The 14638-nt window shown below is 43.2% G+C and carries 12 protein-coding genes; 1 reads left to right on the top strand and 11 read right to left on the bottom strand.

Annotated features, from left to right (window positions below; all coding sequences use genetic code 11):
• Positions 1–46: 46 nt before the first annotated feature.
• The 3 genes from folP to rlmE all read right to left on the bottom strand — a co-directional run bounded on the left by folP (position 47) and on the right by rlmE (position 3663).
• A complete protein-coding gene (gene folP, locus BM739_RS17060; RefSeq protein ID WP_076542851.1) occupies positions 47–886 on the bottom strand; it encodes a dihydropteroate synthase in 840 nt (279 codons plus the stop codon).
• A gap of 131 nt (positions 887–1017) precedes the next feature.
• Positions 1018–2979, bottom strand: coding sequence for an ATP-dependent zinc metalloprotease FtsH (gene ftsH / locus BM739_RS17055; RefSeq protein ID WP_076542849.1), 1962 nt, complete (start codon positions 2977–2979; stop codon positions 1018–1020).
• A gap of 54 nt (positions 2980–3033) precedes the next feature.
• Positions 3034–3663, bottom strand: coding sequence for a 23S rRNA (uridine(2552)-2'-O)-methyltransferase RlmE (gene rlmE, locus BM739_RS17050; RefSeq protein ID WP_055023704.1), 630 nt, complete (start codon positions 3661–3663; stop codon positions 3034–3036).
• A gap of 90 nt (positions 3664–3753) precedes the next feature.
• On the opposite strand from rlmE, the gene yhbY reads away from it, so the two are divergent.
• The gene (yhbY, locus tag BM739_RS17045; RefSeq protein WP_076542846.1) at positions 3754–4053 is read left to right on the top strand and encodes a ribosome assembly RNA-binding protein YhbY; all 300 of its coding nucleotides are present in this window, start codon (positions 3754–3756) and stop codon (positions 4051–4053) included.
• Between the two features lie 132 nt (positions 4054–4185).
• Here the strand turns inward: yhbY and greA are convergent, their stop codons facing one another.
• From greA to dnaJ, 8 genes are all read right to left on the bottom strand, one after another.
• Positions 4186–4662, bottom strand: coding sequence for a transcription elongation factor GreA (gene greA, locus BM739_RS17040; RefSeq protein ID WP_076542843.1), 477 nt, complete (start codon positions 4660–4662; stop codon positions 4186–4188).
• Between the two features lie 277 nt (positions 4663–4939).
• Positions 4940–8164, bottom strand: coding sequence for a carbamoyl-phosphate synthase large subunit (carB, locus tag BM739_RS17035; protein WP_076542840.1), 3225 nt, complete (start codon positions 8162–8164; stop codon positions 4940–4942).
• Positions 8165–8191: 27 nt separating this feature from the next.
• Positions 8192–9349 carry a glutamine-hydrolyzing carbamoyl-phosphate synthase small subunit gene (carA, locus tag BM739_RS17030; RefSeq protein WP_139326907.1) on the bottom strand — a complete coding sequence of 386 codons (1158 nt, stop codon included), beginning with the start codon at positions 9347–9349 and terminating at the stop codon, positions 8192–8194.
• Positions 9350–9532: 183 nt separating this feature from the next.
• Positions 9533–10345 carry a 4-hydroxy-tetrahydrodipicolinate reductase gene (gene dapB, locus BM739_RS17025; protein ID WP_076542834.1) on the bottom strand — a complete coding sequence of 271 codons (813 nt, stop codon included), beginning with the start codon at positions 10343–10345 and terminating at the stop codon, positions 9533–9535.
• 51 nt (positions 10346–10396) lie between these two features.
• Positions 10397–11011, bottom strand: coding sequence for an FKBP-type peptidyl-prolyl cis-trans isomerase (locus BM739_RS17020; RefSeq protein WP_076542831.1), 615 nt, complete (start codon positions 11009–11011; stop codon positions 10397–10399).
• Between the two features lie 107 nt (positions 11012–11118).
• Positions 11119–11910: a M48 family metallopeptidase gene (locus BM739_RS17015; protein ID WP_076542828.1), complete on the bottom strand. Its 792-nt coding sequence runs from the start codon at positions 11908–11910 to the stop codon at positions 11119–11121.
• A gap of 138 nt (positions 11911–12048) precedes the next feature.
• Positions 12049–13284, bottom strand: coding sequence for a DEAD/DEAH box helicase (locus BM739_RS17010; protein ID WP_076542825.1), 1236 nt, complete (start codon positions 13282–13284; stop codon positions 12049–12051).
• Between the two features lie 210 nt (positions 13285–13494).
• Positions 13495–14625 carry a molecular chaperone DnaJ gene (dnaJ, locus tag BM739_RS17005; protein WP_076542822.1) on the bottom strand — a complete coding sequence of 377 codons (1131 nt, stop codon included), beginning with the start codon at positions 14623–14625 and terminating at the stop codon, positions 13495–13497.
• Positions 14626–14638 lie beyond the last annotated feature (13 nt).

The raw sequence follows: 14638 nt of genomic DNA, 5'->3' as shown, positions 1-14638 counted from the left end.
TAACGTAACCTAGGCAAAAAATGCATGTTTAAAATGACTGAGAAGGTTAGTTATGTAAACTTGCCATTGTCGCTGACATCACAGTGAGTGCATCAACGGTTTCTTCAACATCATGTACCCGTAAAATTTGCGCTCCTTGCTGCGCCGCAATCATTGCCCCAGCAAGACTACCCGCTAAGCGATTATTAATATCACGCTGTAATAAATCACCGATCATGCTTTTTCTTGATAAACCTACCAGCACGGGAAAATGCAAACTATGTAGTTCAGGTAATTTAGCTAACAGCTGATAATTATGCTCAAGGGTTTTACCAAAGCCAAAGCCTGGATCTAAAATGATATTTTCCCGAGACATACCGGCTGCTAAACAATAATCTACCCTTAGCGACAAAAAGTCATTAACTTGTTGGATGACATTGTCGTATTCTGGTGAGTCTTGCATATCTTGTGGTTGCCCTTGCATATGCATCAAACACACTGGCACATCGAGCATCGCTGCCATTGCCAGCGCGCCGGGCTCTTGTAGCGCACGAACATCATTAATAATATGGGCGCCAGCAGCAACTGCTTGTTCCATGACTTGCGGCTTACTGGTATCGATTGAAATCCACACATCATGGTTTTTGGCAGTATATTCAATCACAGGGATGACTCTTGCCAATTCCTCTTCTTCAGAAACGCTAGCCGCACCTGGTCTGGTTGACTCGCCACCAATATCCACAATCGCCGCACCTTGGCTAATGACTTTATCAACCTGAGCGCAGGCCTTTTCAAAGCTGTGGTGCTGACCGCCATCAGAAAAAGAATCAGGGGTCACATTAATAATAGCCATAACAATCGGACTGGCTAGCGAGAGGGTTTTATCTCCCGATTTAAGTTCAAACACACAACCTCACTTATACTCAATTTAATGAGTTAGATAATATTTACTCTATTACCTGAATTAAAGAAATTTTCACAAAGCAATAAATATAAAAAAACCCCTTTCGGGGTTTTTTAAGTTAATTTAACTCAGCGTTATTTAGCAGGCGCATCAGTATCTGGTGTAGATTCTGTTTTAGCATCTGCTTTATCTGCGTCTGTAACTTCAGAGTCAGCTTTAGTCTCTGTCGCGTTTGCAGGCGTGCCTTTATCTTTATCATCAATTGAATCATCAGCATCCCAATCGGCTGGCTGACGAACTTCGCGACGATTCATTAAATCATCAATTTGATCGGCATCGATGGTTTCAAATTTCATTAACGCATCTTTCATGGCATGGAGAATATCCATGTTGTCATTTAAGTATGTATGCGCACGATCGTAATTTGAATCAATTAAGTGTTTTACTTCGGCATCGATGATACGGGCAGTATCGTCAGACATATGCTGGGTTTTACCCATACTGCGTCCAAGGAATACTTCGTTTTCATCTTCAGCATAAAGTACCGGGCCTAATTTTTCAGAAAAGCCCCACTGGGTCACCATGTTGCGTGCAATTGACGTTGCATATTTAATGTCTTGTGAAGCACCTGTCGATACGCGCTCTGTACCGTAGATCATCTCTTCGGCTAAACGTCCGCCGTAGGCAACTGAAATTTGGCTTTCAAGTTTACGACGACTTTGGCTAATTGCATCCGCTTCAGGTAAGAAGAAAGTCACACCTAATGCACGGCCGCGTGGAATAATAGTCACCTTATGCACAGGATCATGCTCAGGCACTAAACAACCCACAATCGCATGACCGGCTTCATGGTATGCGGTCATTTCTTTTTCATCTTCAGACATCACCATAGTGCGGCGCTCAGCGCCCATCATGATTTTGTCTTTAGCACTTTCAAACTCTTCCATGCTCACTACGCGGCGATTACCCCGAGCAGCAAATAGCGCAGCTTCATTGACTAAGTTTGCTAAATCAGCACCTGAGAATCCTGGGGTGCCACGAGCAATAACACTGGCTTTCACACCATCTGCTAACGGCACTTTACGCATATGAACTTTTAAAATTTGTTCACGACCACGAACATCCGGTAAGCCAACAACCACTTGACGGTCAAAACGACCAGGACGTAGCAATGCTGCATCTAATACATCAGGTCTGTTGGTCGCAGCTATAACAATAATACCTTCGTTACCTTCAAAACCATCCATTTCAACCAGCATTTGGTTCAAGGTTTGCTCACGCTCATCATGACCACCACCAACACCAGCGCCACGTTGGCGACCTACGGCATCAATTTCATCGATAAAGATGATACATGGTGCAGACTTTTTAGCTTGCTCAAACATGTCACGTACACGTGATGCACCGACACCAACAAACATTTCAACAAAGTCAGAACCAGAAATGGTGAAAAACGGAACTTTAGCTTCACCAGCAATGGCTTTTGCCAGTAAGGTTTTACCCGTACCTGGTGGGCCAACAAGTAGTACGCCCGTAGGAATACGGCCACCAAGCTTTTGGAAACGGGTTGGCTCTTTTAGGTAATCAACCAATTCTTTTACGTCTTCTTTTGCTTCGTCACAACCTGCAACATCGCCAAAAGTGGTTTTAATTTGGTCTTCGCTCATCAATTTGGCTTTACTCTTACCAAATGACATCGCGCCTTTACCGCCGCCGCCTTGCATCTGACGCATGAAGAATATCCATACACCAATTAACAACAGCATTGGGAACCAAGAGATAAAGATTTGGGTTAGGAAGCCTGACTCTTCAGCTTCTTGGCCCTTCATTGAAATCCCTTTACGATCAAGATCATTGATTAAATCTTGGTCATACATTGGCATGATTGTAGTGAACTTCTCTCCAGAGCGTCTTACTCCTTCAATAGTACGTTGATCACTTTTAATTTCTACCGAATTGATATTGCCGTTTCGGACACTATCTAAGAATACGGAATAATCCATCTTCTGCGTTGACGAAGAAGAGGGGGAATAGCCCTGAAACACTGACATCAACACGACGGCGATGACAACCCAGAGAATTAAATTTTTTGCCATGTCACTCAAATTGTTAGACCTCTTGAAGACCCACGATAATTAATCGTTAGACTACTATAACTTGTAACCAGTCGCCACTATATAAACTTCACGTGAACGTGGTCGTGATGAATCTGGTTTGCGTGTTTTCACTGTTGTAAAAGCTTGTCGCACTGCTTTCATATATTCGTCAAAGCCTTCCCCCTGAAAAACTTTGACTGCAAAACTACCATTAGATGCCAAAACTTGATGACACATATCTAATGCTAATTCTACAAGATACATTGCCCTTGGTTGATCCACACCATCTGAACCACTCATATTAGGCGCCATATCTGATAGTACTACATCAACTTTATCTTCACCAACGCGGTCAAGTAAAGCATCAAGTACTTTTTCTTCACGGAAATCGCCCTGTAAAAAGTCGACGCCCACGATGGGATCCATAGGTAAAATATCACATGCGACTAATTTACCTTTTTCTCCCACTAGTTTAACTGCAATTTGAGACCAACCGCCAGGCGCTGCGCCTAAGTCCACTACTGTCATACCAGGTTTAATTAATTTGTCTTTTTGTTGGATTTCTTCCAACTTGAATGCAGCTCGAGAGCGTAAACCTCGCTTTTGAGACAGTTTTACATAGTGATCATCAAAATGTTCTTGCATCCATCGGCTTGAACTTGCCGAGCGTTTTTTCGTTGCCATTTAAATTCCGTAACGATTTGGAGTTACATCATGCTTATATAAGGGTAGAATAGCCGTTTTTCAACAGTAACATTTAAAAAGTTGGTACAAATGAACTTAACAACCAAACAAAAACAGCATTTAAAAGGTCTGGCGCATAATTTAAAGCCAGTGGTGCTGCTTGGTGCTAATGGTTTGACCGAAGGTGTACTGGCTGAAATTGATAGTGCACTCACTCATCATGAACTAATTAAAGTGAAAGTAGGCTCTTCTGATAGAGAGCTTAAAAATGCTGTAGTTGACGCGATTATTCGCGAAACTCAATCTACCAAAGTACAGCTTATCGGTCACACCTTAGTTATTTTCCGTCAGTCTGCTGAAATGAAAATTGCTGTTCCAAAAGCAAAGTAATTTCGTCAAACATCTGGTCTACTTAATACTAGTCGATTGTTGATTAACTGGTATTGAATCTGACCTAAAAAAACCACTGCCATGCAGTGGTTTTTTTATAGCTATAAAATACCAGTCGTAAGTCGTAACTTATTAAACGTATTCTACAGCGATAATTTCATATTCTGCTGTGCCGCCAGGCGTAGTAATAGCGACTTCATCATCAAGGTTCTTACCAATTAATCCACGGGCTATCGGCGAATTCACTGAAATAAGATTTTCTTTAATGTTGGCTTCATCATCACCGACGATTCGGTAAGTTGATTCTGCATCAGTATCAACATTAACTATGGTTACTGTTGTACCAAAAATCACTCGGCCATTGTTTGGCATTGATGTCACATCAATGATTTGTGCATTTGATAACTTGCCTTCAATATCACGAATACGTGCTTCACAAATACCTTGTTCTTCACGAGCTGCATGATATTCAGCATTTTCTTTCAAGTCGCCTAATTCACGTGCAGAAGCGATAGCTTCAGTGATGCTTGGACGACGCACAAATTTTAATTCATCTAATTCTTTACGCAGCTGTTCAGCTCCGATAATCGTCATAGGGACGGTATTCATAATGTCTTATGTCTCCTTTAAAAACAAAAGCACCCCGTGTCGACACGTATATCAACACAGTAAAATCTATATTATTAAACGTCGAGTCGTCATACTCACATTCACTTATAGCGACATGTGGCAACAAAACAGTCTCGCGCGCTGAAGGGCTAGCAAATGATGATAGCTAAGCTTACATAAGCTTGCGAGTAGTTACTAGTGAGTGTCAAAAAATAGTAATAAAAAAGGCTGCATGACTGCAGCCTTTTTAACCGAATCGACGTTAAATTAAATATTATTAACTTTTAGCGATTCTTTCATGCAATTCTTGTACTGAATTGACGTTATTACGGTCATCTGCTGAATGCGCCATACAGGTAGCAAATGCAGCATTCATCGTCGTGGTGTAGTTCACTTTGTAACGTAGTGCACCGCGGCGAATTTGACGCGAATCTTCAATGGCCTGACGCCCTTCTGTCGTATTAATAATGTAGGTGTATTCACCATTTTTAATACGGTCAAGAATATGTGGACGACCTTCATGAACCTTGTTCACTAAACGTGGGTTAATACCTGCTTCACCCAGTACCACTGCGGTGCCGTGGCTGGCATCAATTTCGTAGCCCAGTTTAATTAACTTAGCGGCAAGTTCTGCTACGCGAGCTTTATCACTGTTACGCACTGATATTAACGCGCGGCCTGATTTAGGCACTTCAGAGGTCGCGCCAAGCTGGGCTTTAGCATAAGCTTCAGCGAATGTTTCACCGACGCCCATGACTTCGCCAGTAGAGCGCATTTCAGGGCCAAGCATTGGGTCAACACCTGGGAACTTGTTAAATGGCAATACCACTTCTTTTACTGAGAAGTACGGTGGGATCACTTCTTTGGTGAAGTTCTGTGACGCTAAGCTTTGACCTGCCATGACACGCGCGGCAATCTTCGCTAATGGAACCCCAGTCGCTTTAGAGACAAATGGCACTGTACGCGCAGCACGTGGATTGACTTCAATCATGTAGATTTCGTCATCTTTAACCGCAAACTGAACGTTCATCAAACCAATTACGCCCAGCTCCATTGCTAATTTAGCAACTTGCTCACGCATACGATTTTGAACATCTTCGCTTAAGCTGTATGGCGGCAACGAACAACCTGAGTCACCTGAGTGAACACCGGCTTGTTCAATGTGCTCCATAATAGAGCCCACAACCACGATTTCGCCGTCACAAACTGCATCGATATCGATTTCAATGGCGTTATCGAGGAAACGGTCAAGCAATACTGGCGATGAGTTAGATACGCTTACTGCTTCATTAAAGTAGCGACGTAAGTCTTGCTCGTCATACACGATTTCCATTGCGCGGCCACCTAATACATAAGATGGACGAACCACTAACGGGTAACCGATACGGGCAGCAGAAAGCACCGCACCTTCAACCGTTGTTACGGTATCGTTTTCAGGTTGCTTCATTTCAAGACGTTGAATCGCTTGCTGGAAACGCTCACGGTCTTCTGCGCGATCAATGGCATCTGGGCTTGTACCAATAATCGGTACACCTGCCGCTTCTAGTTCACGTGCCAGTTTTAGCGGTGTTTGACCGCCGTACTGTACGATAACGCCTTTTGGCTTCTCGATACGGACGATTTCAAGTACATCCTCAAAGGTCACTGGCTCAAAGTACAAGCGATCTGAAGTGTCATAATCGGTAGAAACTGTCTCTGGGTTACAGTTAACCATGATGGTTTCGTAACCGTCTTCACGCAATGCTAATGCCGCATGAACACAACAGTAATCAAACTCAATACCTTGACCAATACGGTTAGGGCCACCACCAAGAATCATGATTTTTTCACGTGTTGATGGCGCGGCTTCACATTCTTCTTCGTAGGTTGAGTACATGTAAGCAGTGTCTGTGGCAAATTCTGCCGCACAGGTATCGACACGCTTATACACTGGGTGCATATCAAAGCGGTCACGAATTTTACGAACTTCGCTATCACTGACACCTAGGATGTGTGCTAAACGTGCATCAGAGAAACCTTTACGCTTAAGTTGCAGTAAGAAGGCTTCATTAAGACCTGACATCCCCACTTCAGCCACTTTAGCTTCTTGGGCGATAAGATCTTCAATTTGAACTAAGAACCAATGGTCAACATTAGTTAGCTTGAAGATATCATCACGGCTAAGGCCGGCGCGGAAGGCATCAGCAATGTACCAAATACGGTCACAACCTGGCTCTTTTAACTCATGACGAATTGTTTGCATTGCTTCAGGCGATGCAAGGTCAACAATCGGGTCAAAACCGTTACGGTTAACTTCAAGTCCACGTAATGCTTTTTGTAATGACTCTTGGAAAGTACGGCCAATGGCCATGACTTCACCCACAGACTTCATTTGCGTCGTCAAACGGTCATTAGCGCCAGCAAATTTTTCAAAGTTAAAGCGCGGCACTTTAGTCACAACGTAATCAATTGCAGGCTCGAATGATGCTGGGGTGCGCCCCCCCGTAATATCATTCATTAGCTCATCTAAGGTGAAACCTACCGCTAATTTTGCGGCGATTTTAGCAATCGGGAAACCGGTTGCTTTAGACGCTAACGCAGAAGAGCGAGAAACACGCGGGTTCATTTCAATAATGACCATACGGCCAGTGTTTGGACAAATACCAAACTGAACGTTTGAACCACCGGTTTCAACACCAATTTCACGCAGTACTGCTAAAGAAGCATTACGCATTAATTGGTATTCTTTGTCTGTTAATGTCTGAGCAGGTGCAACTGTGATTGAATCACCGGTATGCACGCCCATGGCATCGAAGTTTTCAATGGCACACACAATGATGCAGTTATCATTGCGGTCACGAACCACTTCCATTTCGTACTCTTTCCAACCGATTAGTGACTCATCGATGAGTAGCTCGCTAGTCGGCGATAACTCAAGGCCTTGAGAACAAATGTCTTCAAACTCTTCTTTGTTATACGCAATACCACCGCCACTGCCACCCATGGTGAAAGATGGACGAATAATACATGGAAAGCCTACTTGATCTAAAACACCGTAAGCTTCTTCCATTGTATGGGCAATGCCGGCACGTGGACAATCAAGTCCAATCGATTTCATTGCAGTGTCAAAACGGCTACGGTCTTCAGCTTTATCAATTGCGTCAGCTGTCGCGCCAATCATTTCAACATTAAATTCTTTTAGTACACCTTCAGCTTCTAGCTGCAGTGCACAGTTAAGTGCGGTTTGGCCACCCATAGTTGGCAAAATCGCATCAGGTTTTTCTTTTGCGATAATGTTACGCACAACTTCCCAGTGAATTGGCTCGATGTATGTCGCATCAGCCATTTCTGGATCAGTCATAATGGTTGCAGGGTTAGAGTTAACTAAGATAACTCGATAACCTTCTTCACGCAGCGCTTTACACGCTTGTGCGCCAGAATAGTCAAATTCACAGGCTTGACCAATCACAATTGGTCCAGCGCCTAGGATTAGAATACTTTTAATATCAGTACGTTTTGGCATTGCTTATCTATTCTCCGAATGACCTAACTATTTAGCGTTTTGACGATATTGTTCAATCAACTCAATAAAGTGATCAAACAGTGGTGACGCATCGGTCGGTCCAGGGCTTGCTTCTGGGTGACCTTGGAAACTAAACGCTGGTTTATCAGTAAGGTGAATACCTTGCAAAGACCCATCAAATAACGATTTGTGAGTCACTTTGATGTTCGCTGGCAACGTTGCTTCATCAGCAGCAAAACCGTGGTTTTGACTGGTGATCATCACATTACCTTTTTCAATATTACTTACCGGGTGGTTAGCGCCATGATGACCAAACTTCATTTTCAAAGTTTTTGCCCCTGATGCTAATGCCAGTAATTGGTGACCAAGGCAAATACCAAATACTGGGATTTCAGTTTTGAGGATGTCTTGAATCGCACTAATCGCATAATCACATGGTTCAGGGTCACCTGGGCCATTTGATAGGAAAATCCCATCAGGATTCATTGCTAATACTTCAGCTGCCGTAGTTTGCGCAGGGACAACAGTAACATCACAACCACGGTCAACTAGCATACGTAAAATATTGCGTTTGATACCATAATCAAAAGCAACAATTTTAAACTTAAGCTCTGACGCTGGTGTTTCGTCCGGTAAACCACCCACTAAGCGCCAAGTGCCTTTGCGCCATTGGTAAGTCGACTCTGTGGTCACTTCTTTAGCTAAATCCATGCCTTTCAAACCAGGGAATGCTTTGGCTGCTGCTAATGCTTTAGCTTCATCGATATCGCCAACCATAATACAACCGGCTTGGGCGCCCTTTTCACGTAAAATACGAGTTAATTTGCGGGTATCGATATCAGCGATGCCAACAACATTATTCGCTTTTAAATAATCGCTTAAGGATTGTTGATTACGGAAGTTGCTAGCTAATAGAGGCAGATCTCGGATGATTAGACCACAGGCATGAACTGAATCAGATTCGGTATCTTCATCGTTTGTTCCGGTGTTACCAATGTGCGGGTAAGTCAAAGTGACAATCTGGCGAGAATATGACGGATCCGTTAAAATCTCTTGATAACCTGTCATTGAAGTATTAAATACAACTTCACCAACAGTTAGTCCTTCGGCACCAATTGCTGTGCCAGAGAATACGGTTCCATCTTCGAGTACAAGTAAGGCAGACTGTGTCAACGTGACCTCCAAAAATAAGAGTCAAACCACTGAAATTATTTATTTTTAATTTCTACAGATTTACAAAATTACGAAAATTTGGCAAATTCCGGCGATTCTATATGAATTATGTATAAGCGTCTATGCTTGAGTTATGTTTTTTTGGGAACAATATTTTCCCAAAAAAAAACCACCAACGGTGGTTTTTTTAAAATATTAATTGAGTCCCAATACTTGCTGCATGTCATAAAGACCAGCATCTTGATCGGACAGCCAATAGGCGGCGCGCATTGCGCCATTTGCAAAGGTCATGCGACTGGTGGCTTTATGCGTTATTTCAACTCGCTCACCAATATCAGCAAACATCACCGTATGATCGCCGACAATATCACCGGCACGAATAGTAGAAAAACCTATGGTATTTCTATCACGTTCGCCAGTCATACCTTCACGGCCATATACAGCGCACTCTTCGAGATCACGGCCTAAAGTTTCAGCGATAACTTCGCCCATCTTTAATGCCGTCCCTGAAGGGGCGTCTTTCTTAAAGCGATGATGGCCTTCGGTGATTTCGATATCGGTGTAATCACCCATTACTTTTGCCGTTAACTCTAATAGTTTCAGCGTTAAGTTAACGCCTACTGACATATTAGGTGCAAACACAACCGGTGTTTGCTCAGCATAAGCACCAATCAACTCTTTTTGAGCATGATTGAAACCAGTAGTACCAATCACAATCGCCTTATGGTTTTTAGCGCACCAATCAAGGTGAACTAACGACGACTCTGGAGAGGTAAAATCAATTAATACATCAAAATGTTCTGATGCAATATCTAATGAATCTGTAATCGCAACATTCATAGTACCAACACCAGCAAGCTCACCAGCATCAACACCAATCAGTGTTGAACCAGTACGCTCAATAGCAGCACCCAAATATATTACGTCATGTTGCTTTGCAGCTTCAATCAGTGTGCGACCCATACGGCCACTGGCACCAACAACAGCGACTCTTACTTTTGCAGTCATTTACTTCTCCCAGTGATACAAAAACGCCTAAGTAAACTTAGGCGCTTTTCATTAAACGATTGCTAATAATTCTACTTCAAATACCAACGCCGAGAATGGCGGGATAGAAGCGCCAGCACCACGTTCGCCATAAGCTAAGTGTTGTGGAACGAATAATTTAAGCTTAGTGCCAACTGGCATTAGTTGTAATGCTTCAGTCCAACCAGCGATAACACCAGAAACTGGGAATTCAGCTGGCTCACCACGAGCAACAGAGCTATCGAATACTTCACCGTTGATGAAAGTACCGTGGTAATGTGCACGAATAGTTGATTCAAGGTTTGGCTTTTCGCCTTCGCCTTGTGCAATTACTTCGTATTGAAGACCAGAATCAGTAACAGTTACACCTTCACGTTTAGCATTTTCAGCTAAGAAAGTTTCACCTTCAGCAGAAGCAGCGGCAGCAGCTTCTTCTTGAGCAGCTTGTAAACGACGGCTGATTTCAGTGAAAGCAACTTGTAAGTCTTCCATCGCTACAGCACTTTCTTTACCAGCGAATGCATCAGCTAGACCAGCTTGTACAGCAGGGATATCGATACCTTCGAAAGAGTTAGCAGCTAGTTGCTCACCCATTTGACGACCTACACCGTAACTTGCTTGCTGTTCCATTGTGTTGAACTCTGACATATCGTATTTACTCTTAATTCATCGGTTAAAATTTGCGGGGCAGTTTACCACACTTTAGTTGCTGATGGTGGCTAATCTACCTCGATTATGACTATTTTTCAGCAGCCTTACTGACACTTAGCCAGCGACTGCTTTTTAGCAGCTTGATACACTGGTGTCACTTTCGCTTGCAGGGCTTTTAAATCGGCAATTCTTGTGGAATGAGATGGATGGGTTGAAAATAACTCAGGCCCTTGTTCACCTCCGGCTTTGGCCATATTTTGCCAAAGGGTAACGCTTTTAGCAGGATTAAAACCCGCTTTAGCCATTAGCTCTAAACCAAGCTCATCGGATTCACTTTCTTGATCGCGGCCAAAGGGCAATAAAATCCCTACTTGCGCACCTAAGCCTAAACCCGCCATATAAAGATCTTTATTGGCCACGCCGCCAGCACCTAGGGCTATATCGGCCATTTGCATACCGGCATTGGTCATTTGTGAACGCGAAACTTGCTCATTACCATGATTTGCTAGCACATGGGCCACTTCATGACCTATCACTGTTGCTAACTGGTCTTGATCGCTCGCCACCTTAAGTAAACCGGTATACACCCCAATATGACCACCCGGCAGGGCAAAGGCATTAATTTGATCAGAGTCAAATAACACCACTTCCCAGTTTAAGCTTTGATCGGGTAATACCGCGGTAATGCGATTGGCAACGCAGTTAACATAAGCCGTTTGCTGTTTATTGGTACTGATTTTTTCAGCTTTTTTCATCGCATCGAATGATTGCGCCCCCATTTGCGACATCTGCGCCTCATCAAATAACAGCATTTGACTGCGGCCCGTGGGGGATTTGTGGGTTGCGCAACCTGAGATAACTAAGCTGGCAAACAGCCCCAGTAAAACGGCTTTCATAATAACTATCCTTTTATTATTTTGTGAGCGTTGGCAATAGTTCATCATATATTTAGCACTTTATAGATTGATTACAAATGAAGCTATTACGCGCTATTGTAAGCCATTTTTAGTTCAGCAATCACTAAAAACAGCAGCTTACCTTGGTGTTTTTTTAGCTTTAAAGTCCTTAATACTGCGCTTTTTCTGACTGCGGCGATTTGCTTGCTTATCTTTTTTAGGCCGCTGACTGTTACCCGAACTCGGTTTATCCGTCACCGGAAAGTCAGCTAAGGCAAGTGTCGGCAGCGCTCGCTCAGTTAAGGCTCTGATGGCTTGTAATTCATCAGATTCACCATGACACACTAATGATAACGCCAAACCATTAGCACCCGCCCTTGCGGTGCGGCCAATGCGGTGAACATACACTGCCGCGCTTGCGGGTAAGTCCACATTAATAATCACAGATAAGGCATCAATGTCGATCCCTCGGGCTAATACATCAGTTGCCACTAATACGGTTAACGCCTTTGATTTGAAGTCCTTTAAGGTTTTAGTGCGAATGGCTTGCTCTTTATCGCCATGCAATGCTGCCGCATTAACTCCTGCTTTAACCAGTTTCTTGGTGAGTGCATCTGCGCTATCTTTAGTATTACTAAACACCAACACTTGCTGCCATTGATGCAGCTTTATTAGCGCAATCAGTGCTTGTGCTTTACTGCCTTTATTGACTAAATAAAGCTGCTCTTCAATCTGCGCAACCACCGAATTGGCTTTATCAGCTTCAATACGGATCAGATCATGTTTCAAAATCGCACTAACTTGCTTAGCTACTGTGTCATCTATGGTGGCTGAAAATAATAGTATCTGCTTATTAACTGGTGTTTGCTGCACTATGGTTTCAATATCGGCCCAAAAGCCCATATCTAATAATCGGTCTGCTTCGTCAAGCACTAACAACTTCAGCGCCGATAAAGACACATGTTCAAGCTTTATAAACTGCACTAACCTTGCAGGGGTCGCGATGATAATCTGCGGCTTATTTTTCAAATCAGCGACTTGCGCTTCAACATCAATGCCGCCACATAAAAGCTGCATCTTTATGCCTAAAGGCTTAGCAAGCGCTAAAAGGGTTTGATAAACCTGATTCGCCAGCTCTCGAGTCGGCGCAATCACTAGCGCTTGAGTCTCATCTGCTTTATTAAGCTCAATAGCTTGCAACATGGGCAAACCAAAGGCGTAAGTTTTACCACTGCCCGTTTGTGCTAAAGCCAGTACATCTTTACCCGATAGCACTGCAGGAATAGCCATTGCTTGAATTTTGGTGGCCGCAGTTAACTGCTTAGGTAAAGCTGAGACAAGGCTTGGATTGAGATTTAACTGTGAAAAAGACATCGAAATAGTGTTCCAAAGAAGCAATGAGATGCAGTCTACCGCACACTGCCCTCGTTGTCTTAAGCAGTGTTTGTTTAATCGCCTGCAAAGCGCTTTAATAACTGGCCAATAAAAAAGGTTAATTACTTTGCAGTAATTAACCTTTAAATCGACTCGCTAATAGCGATAAATTTAATCAATAAACTTAATCAATAAACTTAATCAATAAACTTAGCTATTTAAATCGTGAAAAAACTTTTTTACGCCATCAAAGAACCCTTCAGCTTTAGGGCTGTGCTTCTTTGATTCACCCGTTAATGTCGCTTCAAACTCACGTAATAGCTCTTTTTGCTTTTCGTTAAGTTTAACAGGCGTTTCCATAACGACTTTACATAATAAGTCACCAACGGCATGGCTGCGAACAGATTTAACACCTTTACCGCGCAAACGGAACATACGGCCAGTTTGGCTTTCTGCTGGTATTTTCAAATTCACTTTACCATCAAGTGTTGGGACTTCAATCTCGCCACCTAAAGCAGCTTTACTGAATGAAATCGGCACTTCACAGTACAAGTTGTTGCCATCACGAACAAAAATATTATGTTCACGAACGCTAACTTGTACATATAAATCACCTGGAGGTGCACCAAATTCACCCGCTTCACCTTCACCCGATAAGCGAACGCGATCGCCAGTATCAACACCAGCAGGTATTTTAACTGATAAGGTTTTGCTTTTTTCAACACGACCTTCACCGTGACACTTCTTACAAGGATCTTTAATGATCTTGCCGCGGCCATGACATGTAGGACAAGCTTGTTGAACAGCAAAGAATCCTTGGCGCATTTGTACTTGGCCTTGACCATGACAAGTGCCACAAGTTGTCGCTGAAGAACCTTTATTAGCACCACTACCATCACAACTATCACACGATGCTAGTGTAGGAATACGTAATTCTTTTGTAAGACCACGAACCGCTTCTTCAAGTGATAACTCAAGGTTGTAACGTAAGTCACTACCGCGAGCGGCTTGACGTTGTCCGCCGCCACGACGACCGCCGCCAAAGATATCACCAAACACGTCGCCAAAAATATCACCGAAATCACCGCCGCCACCTTGACCGCCGCCACGATTAGGATCAACACCAGCATGACCAAATTGGTCATATGCCGCTTTCTTATTCGCGTCAGTAAGGATTTCGTAAGCTTCTTTAGCTTCTTTAAAGTTAACTTCAGCTTCTTTATCGCCAGGGTTACGATCCGGATGAAACTTCATCGCTAGACGTTTATAGGCTTTTTTGATTTCTCGTTCACTAGCATCGCGTCCGACACTTAGAACTTCGTAATAATCTCGCTTTGACATAATCTCAGTTTTC

The sequence above is a fragment of the Shewanella sp. UCD-KL21 genome (assembly GCF_001957135.1).
Classification (GTDB): Bacteria; Pseudomonadota; Gammaproteobacteria; order Enterobacterales; family Shewanellaceae; genus Shewanella.
Note: the sequence above shows the minus strand (reverse complement) of the source record. Positions and strands in the feature narration are given on the sequence as shown.

Coding starts and splice junctions, on each gene's coding strand:
- ftsH (WP_076542849.1), bottom strand. CDS start 2,979: ATGGCAAAAAATTTAATTCTCTGGGTTGTCATCGCCGTCGTGTTGATG.
- rlmE (WP_055023704.1), bottom strand. CDS start 3,663: ATGGCAACGAAAAAACGCTCGGCAAGTTCAAGCCGATGGATGCAAGAA.
- yhbY (WP_076542846.1), top strand. CDS start 3,754: ATGAACTTAACAACCAAACAAAAACAGCATTTAAAAGGTCTGGCGCAT.
- greA (WP_076542843.1), bottom strand. CDS start 4,662: ATGAATACCGTCCCTATGACGATTATCGGAGCTGAACAGCTGCGTAAA.
- carB (WP_076542840.1), bottom strand. CDS start 8,164: ATGCCAAAACGTACTGATATTAAAAGTATTCTAATCCTAGGCGCTGGA.
- dapB (WP_076542834.1), bottom strand. CDS start 10,345: ATGACTGCAAAAGTAAGAGTCGCTGTTGTTGGTGCCAGTGGCCGTATG.
- BM739_RS17020 (WP_076542831.1), bottom strand. CDS start 11,011: ATGTCAGAGTTCAACACAATGGAACAGCAAGCAAGTTACGGTGTAGGT.
- BM739_RS17015 (WP_076542828.1), bottom strand. CDS start 11,910: ATGAAAGCCGTTTTACTGGGGCTGTTTGCCAGCTTAGTTATCTCAGGT.
- BM739_RS17010 (WP_076542825.1), bottom strand. CDS start 13,284: ATGTCTTTTTCACAGTTAAATCTCAATCCAAGCCTTGTCTCAGCTTTA.
- dnaJ (WP_076542822.1), bottom strand. CDS start 14,625: ATGTCAAAGCGAGATTATTACGAAGTTCTAAGTGTCGGACGCGATGCT.